General features: G+C 31.6%; 13 protein-coding genes. 3 read left to right on the plus strand and 10 right to left on the minus strand.

Annotated elements, in window-relative coordinates; genetic code table 11:
* Positions 1 to 9 precede the first annotated feature (9 nt).
* Both AJ932_RS01580 and AJ932_RS01585 read left to right on the plus strand, forming a co-directional pair.
* Positions 10 to 1032 carry a ribonucleotide-diphosphate reductase subunit beta gene (locus AJ932_RS01580; protein ID WP_002870660.1) on the plus strand — a complete coding sequence of 341 codons (1023 nt, stop codon included), beginning with the start codon at positions 10 to 12 and terminating at the stop codon, positions 1030 to 1032.
* A complete protein-coding gene (locus AJ932_RS01585; RefSeq protein ID WP_074470018.1) occupies positions 1019 to 2392 on the plus strand; it encodes a nicotinate phosphoribosyltransferase in 1374 nt (457 codons plus the stop codon). Before AJ932_RS01580 ends, AJ932_RS01585 begins: the two co-directional genes overlap by 14 nt.
* Here the strand turns inward: AJ932_RS01585 and AJ932_RS01590 are convergent.
* Positions 2361 to 2909, minus strand: coding sequence for a gamma carbonic anhydrase family protein (locus AJ932_RS01590; RefSeq protein WP_002861022.1), 549 nt, complete (start codon positions 2907 to 2909; stop codon positions 2361 to 2363). The two genes, AJ932_RS01585 and AJ932_RS01590, sit on opposite strands and share 32 nt — an antisense overlap.
* 88 nt (positions 2910 to 2997) lie before the next feature.
* Between AJ932_RS01590 and AJ932_RS01595 the strand changes: the two genes are divergently transcribed.
* Complete coding sequence (locus tag AJ932_RS01595) at positions 2998 to 3627, plus strand: protein-L-isoaspartate(D-aspartate) O-methyltransferase (RefSeq protein WP_002861021.1); 630 nt, start codon at positions 2998 to 3000, stop codon at positions 3625 to 3627.
* Positions 3628 to 3646: 19 nt separating this feature from the next.
* On the opposite strand, the gene AJ932_RS01600 is transcribed toward AJ932_RS01595, so the two are convergent.
* From AJ932_RS01600 to AJ932_RS01640, 9 genes are all read right to left on the minus strand, one after another.
* Positions 3647 to 4834 carry an aspartate aminotransferase family protein gene (locus AJ932_RS01600; protein ID WP_083261778.1) on the minus strand — a complete coding sequence of 396 codons (1188 nt, stop codon included), beginning with the start codon at positions 4832 to 4834 and terminating at the stop codon, positions 3647 to 3649.
* A gap of 3 nt (positions 4835 to 4837) precedes the next feature.
* Entirely contained in the window at positions 4838 to 5683 is an 846-nt protein-coding gene (gene argB / locus AJ932_RS01605) for an acetylglutamate kinase (protein ID WP_079396354.1), read from the minus strand.
* Positions 5684 to 5686: 3 nt separating this feature from the next.
* Positions 5687 to 6133, minus strand: coding sequence for a GNAT family N-acetyltransferase (locus tag AJ932_RS01610; protein WP_070278516.1), 447 nt, complete (start codon positions 6131 to 6133; stop codon positions 5687 to 5689).
* 9 nt (positions 6134 to 6142) lie between these two features.
* Positions 6143 to 7171 (minus strand): N-acetyl-gamma-glutamyl-phosphate reductase, encoded by a 1029-nt coding sequence (argC, locus tag AJ932_RS01615; protein ID WP_070233474.1) that lies wholly within the window; start codon positions 7169 to 7171, stop codon positions 6143 to 6145.
* Between the two features lie 163 nt (positions 7172 to 7334).
* Positions 7335 to 8426 (minus strand): DNA adenine methylase, encoded by a 1092-nt coding sequence (locus AJ932_RS01620; RefSeq protein ID WP_070278514.1) that lies wholly within the window; start codon positions 8424 to 8426, stop codon positions 7335 to 7337.
* Between the two features lie 38 nt (positions 8427 to 8464).
* On the minus strand, positions 8465 to 8983 hold the full coding sequence (infC, locus tag AJ932_RS01625; protein WP_070233476.1) for a translation initiation factor IF-3: 519 nt from the start codon (positions 8981 to 8983) through the stop codon (positions 8465 to 8467).
* Positions 8980 to 10788 carry a threonine--tRNA ligase gene (thrS, locus tag AJ932_RS01630; protein WP_070233477.1) on the minus strand — a complete coding sequence of 603 codons (1809 nt, stop codon included), beginning with the start codon at positions 10786 to 10788 and terminating at the stop codon, positions 8980 to 8982. The genes infC and thrS overlap by 4 nt, the downstream gene beginning before the upstream one ends.
* 130 nt (positions 10789 to 10918) lie before the next feature.
* Positions 10919 to 11722: an undecaprenyl-diphosphate phosphatase gene (locus tag AJ932_RS01635; RefSeq protein WP_002860630.1), complete on the minus strand. Its 804-nt coding sequence runs from the start codon at positions 11720 to 11722 to the stop codon at positions 10919 to 10921.
* A gap of 73 nt (positions 11723 to 11795) precedes the next feature.
* Positions 11796 to 13793 (minus strand): OPT family oligopeptide transporter, encoded by a 1998-nt coding sequence (locus tag AJ932_RS01640; protein ID WP_074470014.1) that lies wholly within the window; start codon positions 13791 to 13793, stop codon positions 11796 to 11798.
* Positions 13794 to 13918: the final 125 nt, after the last annotated feature.

A 13918-nucleotide genomic window follows, 5' to 3' on the forward strand; every position in this document is an offset into this window, starting at 1 on the left:
GGTTAAAAAATGCAAAGAAAAAGAATTTACAATCCAAGCTCAAACGAAACCCTAGGAGATCGTAAAGTTTTTGATGGTAACCCACATGGAATTTTAAATTTCACTAAGGCAAAATATACTTGGGCTTTAAAACTTTGGGATTTAATGGAGGCAAATACTTGGTTTCCAAAAGAAGTGGATACAACTAAAGATGCACTTGATTATCGCTGTAATTTAACCACAGGTGAAAAAAGAATGTATGATTTAGTTTGGAGTCAGCTTATTTCTATGGATAGTTTTCAAACCAATAATTTAGCAGATAATATCAACCCTTATATCACAGCTCCTGAAATCAATGCGGTTTTAGCACGCCAAGCTTATGAAGAGGCAAACCATTCAAAATCTTACGCTGTTATGGTAGAAGCGATTTGCGATAATACAGATTTGATTTATGAAATGGAAAAGCATGATGAAACTTTGCGTGAAAAAAATGACTTTATTTCAAGCATTTATGAAGAATTAGCAGGCGATGTAGATGATAATAAACTTCTTTTAGCTATGGTGGCAAATCAAATTTTAGAAGGAGTATATTTTTATAGTGGTTTTACTGCTATTTACGCACTTGCACGTGCAGGAAAAATGCTAGGTTCAGCACAAATGATCCGCTTTATCCAAAGAGATGAAATCACACATCTTTTATTATTTCAAAATATGATCAATTCAGTACGCAAAGAAAGACCTGATTTGTTCCATGATGAAAATATCAATAAAATTTATGATATGTTTAAAAAAGCTGGAGATCTTGAGATCAAATGGGGTAAATACATCACTCAAAATCAAATCATGGGCTTTACTGATGATATCATAGAAGAATATATCCATTATCTTGTAGATCAAAGATTAAGCGCAATCAATTTAGACAAGCTATACAATGCAAAACATCCTATTAAATGGGTAGATGATTTTTCAAAATTTAACGATCAAAAGAGCAATTTCTTTGAAAGTAAAGTAACGAATTATTCTAAGGGTAGTATAAGCTTTGATGACTTCTAAAACTTCTTTAGCCTTACTTTGTGATTTTTATGAATTTACAATGTCTCAAGGCTATTTCAAAAACAATAAAAAAGATCAAATTTGTTATTTTGATATATTTTTTAGAAAAATTCCAGATTCAGGATCTTTTGCTATTTTTGCAGGTCTTGAAGATATTTTAGACTTTGTTGAAAATTTGAGTTTTGATGCAGAAGATATAGAATTTTTAAGAAAACAAGGTATTTTTGATACAGAATTTTTAGATTTTTTAGCTAACTTTAAATTTAAAGGTGAAATTTATGCTATGCGTGAAGGAGAAGTGATTTTTCCAAACGAACCTTTGCTATGTATTAAAGCTACAACCATAGAAGCACAGCTTTTAGAAACTTTTTTACTTTTAAGTTTAAACCACCAAAGCCTTATTGCTACCAAAACCAATCGTATCGTGCGTGCAGCTAAAAACAGTAAAATTTTAGAATTTGGCTCACGCAGAGCACAAGGAAGTGAAGCGGCCTTAAAAGGGGCAAGAGCAGCTTTTATAGGAGGTTGCATAGGAAGTGCTTGTACTTTAGCAGGAAAAATTTATAATATCCCTATCAATGGAACTATGGCACATTCTTGGGTGCAAATGTTTGAAAATGAACTTGAAGCTTTTAAAGCTTATGTGAAAATTTATCCAAAAAATCCTGTTTTTTTGATTGATACTTATGATTGTCTAAATAGCGGACTTAAAAATGCAATTAAAGTTTTTAAAGAATTTGGTATCCAAGAAGGCGGTGTGAGAATAGATTCTGGAAATTTATTTGAGTTGAGTTTGAAAATCAGACAAGAACTTGATCAAGCAGGACTTCAAAAATGTAAAATCATAGTTTCTAACGCCCTTGATGAATGGAGCATTAAAAAACTCAAAGAACAAAACGCACCTATTGATATCTTTGGTGTAGGCGAAAGATTGATCACTGCTTCAAGCGATCCTATTTTTAGTTGTGTTTATAAACTCGCAGCCTTAGAAGATCAAGGTATAAAACCTAAAATAAAAATCAGTGAAAATAACGAAAAATCAACCCTACCTCATTTTAAAAAACTTTTTAGAGTTTATGATAAAAACACGCAAAAAATCCTTTTTGATGAGCTTTATGTTTTTGACGAAAACCCAAATCAAGATGAAAATTTAGAACGCAAAGAACTTTTAGAATTAGTCTACAAAGAAAAAAGACTTCTTAAAAAGTCATCTTTAAATACTATTCAAGATTATACAAAAGAGCAAATCTCAAAACTCGATGAGAGTTTTTTAGATCTTGATCGTTTTGTGAAATTTGAAGTAAAACTCTCGCCTAAACTTCAAAATATCACTGAAGATCTTTTAAAAACTCGTTTTTAAAATCCACATAATTTAAAGCGGATTGTTTTAGAAAGCTTATTTCTTCATCGTTTAATTCACGCACAAATTTTGCAGGATTTCCAAGTATCAAAGAGCGTGGCGGAAATTTTTTACCCTTTGTTACAACGCTTCCAGCACCCACTATGCTATCTTCTTCTATCAAAGCATTATCCATGACAACAGCATTCATTCCGATTAAAACACGATTTTTTATCACACAAGCATGGATAACGCAATTATGTCCTATGGTTACATCATCTCCTATTATTGTAGGAAAACCAGCATCTTTTAACTTTCCTTTTTCGTCAAATTCCCTATGCCAAACATGCACCGTGCTAAGATCTTGAATATTGGTTCTTTTGCCAATTTTTATAAAATTAACATCAGCTCTTAAAACACAATTAAACCAAATGCTACTTTCATCTCCTATTTCTATTTCTCCTATGATTTTAGCTCCCTCTGCAACAAAAACATTTTGACCTAGTTTGGGACTATGATTTTTAAATTTTATAAGCATTTTTTTCCTTTTTATTTAAGTATAGCTAAGTTTAACTCTATTTCAACTTTTTTAGTTACAATTTTTATTTAAATTTATAGGAGAAGTAATGAACGCATTTGAACAAAAAAGATGTCAAAATATGGCTGAAGAAATTGCACAAAAAGTTTTTATCAATGAAGAGCTTTTTAATGCTTTTTGTCAAATTCCGCGTGAAATTTTTTCTCCTTTAAAAGCCCATGCTTATCGCCTTGATGCTTTGCCTTTGGCAAATTCTCAATGGATTAGTTCACCTTTAACTGTAGCTAAAATGACTATGGCTTTAGATTTTAAAAATGCTGATAGTATTTTAGAGATAGGTTGTGGAAGCGGCTATCAAGCTGCGATTTTAAGCAAAGTCATAAGGCGTGTTTTTACCATAGAACGCATAGAAAATTTAGCCAAAAAAGCCGCTCAAACTTTCAGAGAATTAGAACTTTTTAATATCAATGTAAAATTTGATGATGGACAAAATGGCTGGAAAAATTATGCTCCTTATGATAGAATTTTATTTTCTGCTTATGCGACACAAATTCCTGAAATTTTACTCGATCAATTAAGCGATGGCGGGATTTTAGTCGCTCCTATTTTACACAATGGCAAACAATTCATCACACGCCTTAGAAAAAATGGCACAAATTTACAAAAAGAAATTTTAGAAGAATGTTTATTTGTGCCTATAGTAGATGGAAAAGAATAAACTTTTTTTACAAAATTTATTAAAAACTCTTTAGAGCCTTTCTTAACTTTTCACTCATTTCATCAATATGTTCTTTTTGCGAAATCAAAGGAGGTAAAAATCTCAAATCATTCTCCCCGCAACTTATCAGCAAAAGTGCATTTTCTTGGCATTTTTGAATGACCTTGGACACTTTTACACTTTTATCAAGACTAAGCCCTTGCATAAACCCTAAGCCTTTGCGTTTTTTACAAAAATCAAATTCTTTTATCAACTCATCTAAACTTTGCTCTAAATAAGGCGTGAGTTTATTGACATTTTCTAAAATTTTTTCTTCTTTAAAAATTTCAAAAACTGCATTCACTCCTGCGCAAACCAAAGGATTTCCCCCATAAGTGCTACCATGATCGCCTGCTTCTAAAGAATTGCTTGCTACTTTTTGATTTATTACAAAAGCACCCACACTAAGCCCACAACCTAAGGCCTTAGCTGAAGTCATAATATCAGGCAAAATTTGTGCGTGCTCATAGGCAAAAAATTTTCCACTTCTACCCATGCCACATTGAATTTCATCAGCGATTAATAATATATCTTTTTCATCGCAAAGCTTTCTTAAGGCTTTGTAAAAATCTTTATTTGCAGGATTTATCCCACCTTCTCCTTGCACGCTTTCTAAGATAATGGCGCAAGTTTTTTCATTTACTAGTTTTTCAACGCTTAAAATATCATTATATTTTGCAAATTTAACCCCTGAAATTAAAGGTTTAAAAGGCTTTTGATATTTTTCATTAGCAGTAAGCGATAAAGCCCCTAAAGTACGCCCATGAAAAGAATGCTTAAAAGCGATAAATTGTCCGCCCTTAATACCTTTGTTAAAGGCGTATTTTCTAGCTGTTTTCATCGCTCCTTCTATACTTTCTGTGCCAGAATTTGTAAAAAAAACACGCTCTAAAGCACTAGCTTTGGCTAAATTTTTAGCTGCAGCGGCTATGTTTTCATTATAATATAAATTGCTAGTATGTAAAAGCTTATCCACTTGAGCTTTGATTTTAGCATTAAATTTAGCATGATTATATCCTAAAGCACAAACGCCTATACCACTTGAAAAATCAAGATATTTTTTAGCCTTATCATCAAAAAGATAAACCCCCTGCCCTTTTTCTAAAACTATATCAAAACGCTTATAAGTAGGGATAATATGACTTTGTTCTTTATAATCCATTTTCATTCTTTAACCCACCAAAGTGCCTATACCTTCATCAGTAAAAAACTCAAGCAACAAAGAATGCTTCACGCGCCCATCTAAAATATGCACCTTTTTAACTCCATTTTCACAAGCATCAATGCAAGATTTTAATTTTACATGCATACCGCCTTCTATTTTAGGAGCTAAAATTTTAGCTTGTTCAAGACTGATTTTAGAAATCAAAGAATTTTTATCATTAAAATCCTCATAAAGCCCTGCAGTATCGGTTAAAAAAGCAAGTTTTTCAGCCCTTAAAGCCTTAGCAATCGCACAAGCTGCGTCATCAGCGTTAATATTATAAGTATTAAAATCCTCATCCATGCCAATAGGAGCAATGATAGGTAAAAAATCTTTTTCTAAAAGCTCTTCTAAAATTTTCGAATTTACCTTTTGTATCGTGCCAACAAAAGCTAAATTTACATCTTTTTTCACACATTCTAAAAGTGCACCATCTTTACCACAAAGCCCTATGGCTTTAACTCCTAAATTTTGCAAACTATGAACTAAATTTTTATTGATATGATTTAAAACCATGCTTGCTACTTCAGTAGTGGCTTTATCACTAACTCTAAGACCGTTTTTAAACTCACTCTTTACGCCTAATTTTTCACACATAGCAGAAATATCTTTTCCTCCGCCATGTACAATGATAGGCTTTAAACCCACGAGTTTTAAAAGAGCTATATCTTGCATCACACAATGCTTTAGCTCTTCATCTTCCATAGCTGATCCACCGTATTTTATAAGTATAATCTTAGAATTAAATTTGCGTATATAAGGTAAAGCTTCGATTAAGACATTGGCTTTTTCTAAATATTTTTGCATGATCATTCCTTAAACATTAAAGCTAGTTTGATTATACTCATTTAAAGAAAGATCGTAATAATTCGCATCTTCTCTTAAAGTAAAACCATAATGTTTCCAAAACTCATTGCCCAAATCATTGTTTTTAAAGGTGATTAAGGCGATTTTATTGATCTTTTGAGCTTTTAAAGCCTCAAGACAAAATTTCGTCATCTCGTGTGCTATACCCTTTTTTCTATGATCTTTATGTACACATACATGATAAAATCCCCCTGTGCGTCCATCATGCCCGCAAAGTATACTTCCTACAATTTCTTCATCAATCACTGCTACAACGCTAAGATTTGGGTTTCTATCTAAAAAATTTTCTATATTTTCTTTGCTATCATCAATGCTTCTTATCCCAAAGCCTTTTATCTCGCACCAAAGCTTATAAACGACTTCATAATCGCTTTTTTGCATAGCTCGTATTAACATTTTTATCCTTTACAAATTTGCAAAGAATTTAAGTCCTTCATCTTCATCAAAATCAAACATTAAATTCATATTTTGAACAGCTTGTCCTGCTGCGCCTTTAATTAAATTATCAATAGCACCAAGCACAATAACACGCCTTGTGCGTTGATCTATACTAACATTGATATCCGCAAAATTGCTTGATTTAACCCACCGAGTCTGCGGAAACGACTGCGGCGGTAAAAGCCTTATGAATTTATTGTTTTGATAGTATTTTGTATAAATATCGCGTATATCTTGTTCTTGCAAATTCTCTTTTAAATTTGCATAAGCACTGATTAAAATTCCTCTTTGCATAGGTACAAGATGAGGGGTAAATTGTAAAGTGATTTTCTCTTTGGCCGCATAGCTTAAATGTTCTTCAATTTCAGGAGTATGACGGTGTGAAGCCAAACCATAAGCTTTGATATTTTCATTAACTTCACAAAAAAGATTTTCCACCTTTGCACTTCTTCCTGCTCCGCTTACCCCACTTTTTGCATCAATAATAACTGAGTTAAAATCAATGATTCTTTCTTTAAAAAGCGGATAAAGACTTAAGATCGAACAAGTGGTATAACAACCTGGATTTGCCACTAAACTTGCTTTTTTTATCTCTTCTTTATAAAGCTCGCAAAGTCCATAAACCGCATTTTGCAAAAGCTCTTGATTAGGATGAGTGAATTTATACCAAAGCTCATAATCTTTAGGATTTTTAAGACGAAAATCTGCGCTTAAATCAATGATTTTCATCTTTTTTAACAAATTCTCATTTAAAAGCTTAGCGCTAAATTCATGCGGAGTAGCCAAAAACAAAAGATCAAGTTCAAGCTCATCTAAATTTTTATTTTCAAAACATAAATTTAAAGGGATATTAGGATAAAGATCTTGATAATTTTGCCCCACGCTAGAACTCGAACATAGATAAGAAATTTCAACTTTGGGATGATTAAGCAAAATGCGTACAAGCTCATTACCTGCATAACCACTCGCTCCTAAAATCCCAACTTTTATTTTCATCTTTATCCTTCAAATGTAAAAGCAAGTATTATAAACAAAAAAAGTTAAAAATTTTAACTATTATTCTCTTTAACCTTATCTTTATTGCTCGAAAATCAAAACATCTGAAAAAATAAAATTAATTTAATCATGCAAAATAAAAAATAATTTTAGCAACAAGAATTTAATTTTTAACTAAAATATAAAGTTGTTCATGAAGATGGATATTACGATTTTTAAGATTGCGAGAAGCTCTAAAAGTATTATATTTTTGTTCTAAAATCCGACATTTTCCAAGAGTACTTAAACGCTTTAAAAAAATTTCTTTTTTTACAAAACCTTCACAATTATAAGAAAGTAAAATCACTCTTGCTTTTAAATCATTAATAAGTTCAAATAAAGCATCTTGGGCAAATTTTGACTTATTAAAAGTACTACGATTCCAATCTTTTGGAATGCCACTGATTTTAGAAATTTCTTCAGGTTTTTTATAATTTGCGATTAAATTTAACATAAAGTAATTAGAGCTATAAGGATGTTGATTATAAGGAGGATCAAGATAAACCACATCAAAAAAATCAAGTTCTTTTGCAAGCATGCTTGCATCCTTTTGCATCACTTCAAATTCACAAGAAAAATTTGAAAAAATAGGCATTTTAAGCTCTATTTCCCCTTTAATGCGTTTAAGTGCATTTTGTCCTTCGCCACCAAATTTTCCGATGCCATCCTTACCCTTATAAAAACCTTTAAAAACTCCACTAGTATTTGAATGCACACTAGCTTCATAAATTAAAGGGGCTATAAAAAAATGCTTTAATTCTTTTGGAATTTCATTTTCAATTCTTTGTCTCATAGTATCAAGATATAAAGCATTTTTAAAAGTATAAAAAACCCTTTCATTTTTTTTAATATTATCATCATCTTTTGGAGCATAAAGCTCACTGATAAAACCTTTTTGAAAATCTAAATTTTGGGTTAAATTTTTATAACACTTTTTTAGATTTTGGAGCAAATCTTTATCTTTATTAGCAAGATAACACTTATTGATAAGTTTTGAATAATCTTCTAAATCATTAGCTAAAATATAACTCGAGTATGCCTTTGCAAAACGACTGACAACACCTGAGCCACTAAACATATCACAAAAACTAAATTTATCCTTGCCGAGTTCTTTTTTAGCTACATTAAAGCCCTTATTTAAAAAACTTAAAAGTGCTCTTTTATTTCCAAGATAAGTTATGATTTGCTCTTTTAAAAAAAAAGGATTTTCTTTCAAAATTTAAAACCTTTAAAAGCTTTATCCACAAAAATGGATTAAGCTTTTTTTGGAGTTACAAGCATATTTACATAGCGACCTTCAAAATTTGGCTCTTTATCACGATTAGCTTCATTTTCTATCATGATCCAAATTTTTTTAAGTAAGGCTACACCTGCTTCAGGAGTTGCCATTTCACGACCTTTTAAGAATACACGAAATTTCACATGCTTACCTTGTTCTAAAAATTCTAAAGCATGTTTTACCTTGTAATTAATATCATTTTGAGCAATTTTTACAGAAAGTTTGATTTCTTTTATATCAATCACTTTTTGTTTTTTCCTTGCTTCTTTTTGTTTTTTCTCTTGTTGATAACGGAATTTACCATAGTCCATGATCTTGCAAACAGGCGGCTTAGCGTCCGCGGCTATCATTACAAGATCAAGCCCTAAACGGTTTGCAATTTCTAAAGCTTCATTGCTACTGATAATACCATAAACCTTACCATCATCGCCAACACATCTGATTTCATCCGCTCTTATTTCTTCATTAAGCAATACTTCTTTTTCCTTACTCAAAAGTGCACCTCACTCATTTTCTCCTTAACTAATTTAATAAATTCGTCCAAGCTAAGATTTTTTTGTTCTTTAGCTCTTCTATCTCTTAAAGCAACGCTACGCTTTGTCACCTCATCATCACCTAAAACTAGAATCATAGGTAATTTTTGTTTTTCAGCGATACGAATTTTTTTACTCAAGCTCTCATTTTTTTCATACACCTCACTATCGATATTAAGCTCTAATAATTCTTTTTGAATTTCTTTTGCATAAGCAATATGTGCTTCGCCTATTGGTACTATACCCACAGCAGTTGGTGCAATAAAAAATGGAAACTCGCCCGCACAATGCTCGGTTAAAATTCCTATAAATCTTTCAAAAGAACCTAAAATCGCACGATGCAACATTACAGGTTGTTTTTTTTCATTATCACTATCAGTATATTCGAGTTTAAAACGACTTGGCAGGTTAAAATCTACTTGTATGGTTCCGCATTGCCACTTTCTTTTTAAAGCATCGGTGATTTTAATATCGATCTTTGGACCATAAAAAGCCCCACCACCTTCGTCAATACCGTATTTTAAACCTTGTTCATCTAAAGCTTCTTTTAAAGCCTTAGTTGCTACTTCCCAAATTTCATCATCACCTATGGCTTTTTCAGGTTTAGTTGAAATTTCCATCTCATAGCTAAAATCAAATAATTTCATCAAATTATCCACAAAAGCTAAAATTTCTAAAACCTGCTCTTTAATCTGACTTGGCATACAAAAAATATGTGCATCATCTTGAGTGAATTCTCTCACTCTAAAAAGCCCATGCAAAACCCCACTTTTTTCATGACGATGTACCACGCCATATTCAAAAAATTTCAAAGGCAAATCACGATAACTTCTTACATCACTTTGATAAATTTTAATATGTCCCACACAGTTCATAGGCTTAATGCCATATTCTTGTTCATCAATTTGTGTAAAATACATATTTTCTTTATAGTTTGCATAATGCCCACTGATTTTCCATGCATCTGCTTTTAAAAGTTCAGGCCCACGCACAGGCTCATAACCATGTAAACGATGGATCTTATAAAGCATATGTTCAAGTTTAGATCTAAGTCTTGCACCGTTACTCAACCAAATAGGAAGACCTCCTCCGATCTCATCATCAAAAGTAAAAAGCTTAAGCTCTGTTCCAAGCTTTCTATGATCGCGTTTTTTAGCTTCTTCGATAATGGTTAAATACTCTTTTAAACTTTCCTTATCTGCAAAAGCGGTACCATAAATTCGAGTAAGCATTTCTCTTTTTTCATCGCCACCCAAATACGCTCCTGCAACACGAGTGAGTTTAAAAAAGCGTAAAAATTTCGTATTTGGAACATGAGGACCACGACACAAATCTTCAAATTCACCTTGTTTATAAATACTTACAGCTCCATCAGGAATACGCAATAAAACTTCTTGTTTTAAATCATCATTTTGAAATTTAGCCAAAGCTTCGTTTTTTGTGATTTCATATTTTAAAATTTCAATCTTTGCTTCAGCAAGTTCTTTCATCTTTTTTTCAATTTTTACTAAATCTTCTTCGCCAATCTTACTTTCCACACGAAAATCATAATAAAATCCATCTTCTATAACAGGACCAACGAAAAATTTAGCCTCAGGATACAAACTCTTAATCGCCTGTGCCATTAAATGCGCACAAGAATGACGGATTACTTCTAAACTTTCTTTAGAATTATCAAAATAAATTTCTTTTAAATTTGTATTTTTCACACTTTGAGAGTCAATTATTGTCTCATTGTCCAAATACGCAATAACTTCTTTTTCCATATTTTTAACCCTTTGTCGCTCACTTACCCTGTGAGTGTTTATAAAGTTCTAATTTTAACTTTCTAAGACTTAATTATTTTTGAAATTCAGCTTATTTTTAAAAAAATCTTAGAATAAATTTAATATTTATTTATAGCTTAAATTCACTTCCAGCATTTAAAATCCCACTATAATACAAATAAAAGAAAACAAATCCTAAAATAATACGATAAATTCCAAAAGGGATAAAGTCGAATTTAGAAATAAATTTTAAGAAAAATTTTATAACTAAAACTGCAACAATAAAAGCAGTGATAAAACCTATGCCTAAAGGAATTAAAGAATTTGCATTGCTAAGAAGCTCAGGCTCTTTATAAATGCTATAAGCTGTAGCGATAATCATCGTTGGAATGGCAAGCAAAAAACTAAACTCAGCCGCAACTTTTCTATTAAATCCTAACAAAAGCCCACCAATAATACTTGCTCCACTCCTTGAAGTGCCAGGAATCATGGCTAAAGATTGAAAAATACCTATACAAAAAGCTTGTTTAAAGCTTATTTCTTCTAAAGAATTGATACGATATTGTTTATTTTTGTGCGCAAGTTCTATAAGAATAAGCACAACACCACCAAAAATGAGCATTCCAACCACAACCCAACCATTAAATAAAGCATTTAAGTATTTTGCCACAAAAAGCCCTATAACTCCAGTAGGAAAAAATCCCACTGCAAGTTTTAACCAAATATCAAGCCCTTGAAACAATTTACGCCAAAATACAAAAATTACCGCCAAAATAGAACCAAGCTGGATAATAATCAAAAAACTTTTCCAAAACTCATCTATATCAATACCTAAAATAGTCGTACCTAAAATCATATGTCCTGTTGAAGAAACAGGTAAAAACTCAGTCAGACCTTCTATAATTCCAAGTATTAAAGCATATAAATTTTCCATTTTAATCCTTGAATGATAATTGCAAAAGAAAAATTATATCAGAATGGATTAAATGGGGTTTTAACCCCAAAAATTAAGCATCTTTTTTAACAATACGCTTAATGAAATATAATACAACTCCCACAAAAAAGATAAGTGCTAAAAGCTCGCTATCATGAAAATTTGTTAAATTTAAAGCTAAAGGATTTTCACTACCACCCATGCTTACTGAAAATACAGTAATTCCTGCGATAATTACCCCAAAAATACTTTCACCCACTATAAGCCCTGAAGCAAAAAGCGTGCCTCTTTGCTCACAACTTGCAAGTTTTTCTTCTTTATGAGAATTTTTTGCATATTTTTTAGTTAAGTATTGCATTACAATATATTTTAAAATTCCGCCTATAACTAAAGGTATATTTACAGCAGGTGGAAGGTAAATACCTATTCCAACGGCTAAAGGTGGCAAAGACATCTTCTGTGTTCTTCTTAAAATTTTATCTATAATAATCATTAAAATTCCTACAAATACACCAAAAGCCATATAACCCCACTCTATATTGTGATGAAAAATTCCTTGAGCGATAGTACTCATTAAATTCGCTTGCGGTGCTGCTAAAGCCGATGAAGCATCCATACCTTCTCTTGGCATTGCCCCAACAAAACCATAGGCTTGATAAAGCAAATTTAAAACAGGAACTATAGCCAAAGCACCAAAAACACAGCCTACAAGTAAAGCAACTTGTTGCTTCCAAGGAGTAGCTCCGACTAAATGCCCTGTCTTTAAATCTTGTAAATTGTCATTCGAAATAGCAGCTGTAGCCAAAATAACACTAGTAGTAAAAATAGCTAACGCTACTGCAAATTTAGAAAGCATAGGATCTTGAAAAAGTTCCACACCTAAAACCAAAAAAACAATAGAAGAAATAATAACACCAATAAGTCCGATTCCAGAAATAGGACTAGAAGAAGATCCTACAAGTCCTGCCATATATCCGCAAGCTGCTGCAACAAAAAAACCTATTAAAACAGAAACTAAAGTTCCAACAAATGAAAATAGCATTTGATAATAAATGCTTAAGTTAGCATCTTCAACAAAACTATAAAAAGTAATAAATAAACCCACAACCATTAAAACAAAAAGTATAAAAATACTTTTTAAAGAAAGATCTATATTTGTTCTTTCATTTTTTTCTTGATTAGTAATTTTAACATTTTTAACAATTTCTTTAATACCTTCAATAACGGGTTTTAAAAGTTCTATTAAAGTCCAAAGCGCTGCTATAGCAATAGCTCCTGTTCCTATAAGCCTTACTTTAGAACTCCATACACTAGAAGCTAAATCTACGGCATTTTTTGCACTATCGAATTCAAAATTTGAAAGATAAGGAGTAAAAATACCCCAAGCTAAAAACATACCTACAAAAAGAGCTATAGCACCTGCTAAACCGACTAAATAACCTGCTCCTAAAAGTGCCAAAGAATATCCCATAGAAAAACCAAAAGCCATTTTATTCCAAATGAAAGCAAAATTACTCTCACTTGCAGTGAGTTTAAAACCATTGCTTAATAAACTAAAAATAGCAGCTATAAAAGAGCCTAATGCTATTTCTTTAATACCTTGTTTTCCTTTTTTATTACTCTGATCTTTATTGGCTACTTTTAAAATTTCAGCTGCGGCCCTACCTTCAGGATAAGCAAGTTTGCTTTCAACTACCATAGCCCTTCTTAATGGTATAGTAAAAAGCACTCCAAGTCCACCACCACAAAGACATATCATAAAAGTTTGCCAAAGTGGAAATTCACTCCAATACCCACACATAAAAAGTCCTGGGATAACAAAAATAACTGATGATAAAGTTCCTGCTGCTGAAGCTTGAGTTTGAACCATATTATTTTCTAAAATATTTGAAGTCTTAAAAAGACTCAAAACCGCCATGGAGATGACCACAGCTGGAATTGATGATGAAAAAGTAAGTCCCACTTTTAACCCCAAATATACATTTGAAGCTGTAAAAATAATAGTTAAAATACTTCCCAAAATCAAACCCCTTAAGGTAAGTTCTGGTAAATTTTGTTTTTTGTACATCATTTCTCCGTTTTAAAATTTACTTTCAACGTTAAAAAATATTCTTATAAGTTTAAATTTATAATTTTTCTCTAAAGCAAAATAAAATAATACAAAAAAACGCTTATATTTTTATAAATTTTTGACTC

This window comes from Campylobacter sp. BCW_6873, from assembly GCF_001762365.1.
Lineage (GTDB): Bacteria > Campylobacterota > Campylobacteria > Campylobacterales > Campylobacteraceae > Campylobacter_D > Campylobacter_D jejuni.

Bases quoted from the DNA above. Each gene is read 5' to 3' on its own strand.
- AJ932_RS01635 (WP_002860630.1), bottom strand. From the start codon at position 11,722: ATGGAAAATTTATATGCTTTAATACTTGGAATTATAGAAGGTCTGACT.
- AJ932_RS01595 (WP_002861021.1), top strand. From the start codon at position 2,998: ATGAACGCATTTGAACAAAAAAGATGTCAAAATATGGCTGAAGAAATT.
- AJ932_RS01580 (WP_002870660.1), top strand. From the start codon at position 10: ATGCAAAGAAAAAGAATTTACAATCCAAGCTCAAACGAAACCCTAGGA.
- thrS (WP_070233477.1), bottom strand. From the start codon at position 10,788: ATGGAAAAAGAAGTTATTGCGTATTTGGACAATGAGACAATAATTGAC.
- AJ932_RS01610 (WP_070278516.1), bottom strand. From the start codon at position 6,133: ATGTTAATACGAGCTATGCAAAAAAGCGATTATGAAGTCGTTTATAAG.
- argB (WP_079396354.1), bottom strand. From the start codon at position 5,683: ATGATCATGCAAAAATATTTAGAAAAAGCCAATGTCTTAATCGAAGCT.
- argC (WP_070233474.1), bottom strand. From the start codon at position 7,171: ATGAAAATAAAAGTTGGGATTTTAGGAGCGAGTGGTTATGCAGGTAAT.
- AJ932_RS01590 (WP_002861022.1), bottom strand. From the start codon at position 2,909: ATGCTTATAAAATTTAAAAATCATAGTCCCAAACTAGGTCAAAATGTT.
- AJ932_RS01600 (WP_083261778.1), bottom strand. From the start codon at position 4,834: ATGAAAATGGATTATAAAGAACAAAGTCATATTATCCCTACTTATAAG.
- AJ932_RS01640 (WP_074470014.1), bottom strand. From the start codon at position 13,793: ATGATGTACAAAAAACAAAATTTACCAGAACTTACCTTAAGGGGTTTG.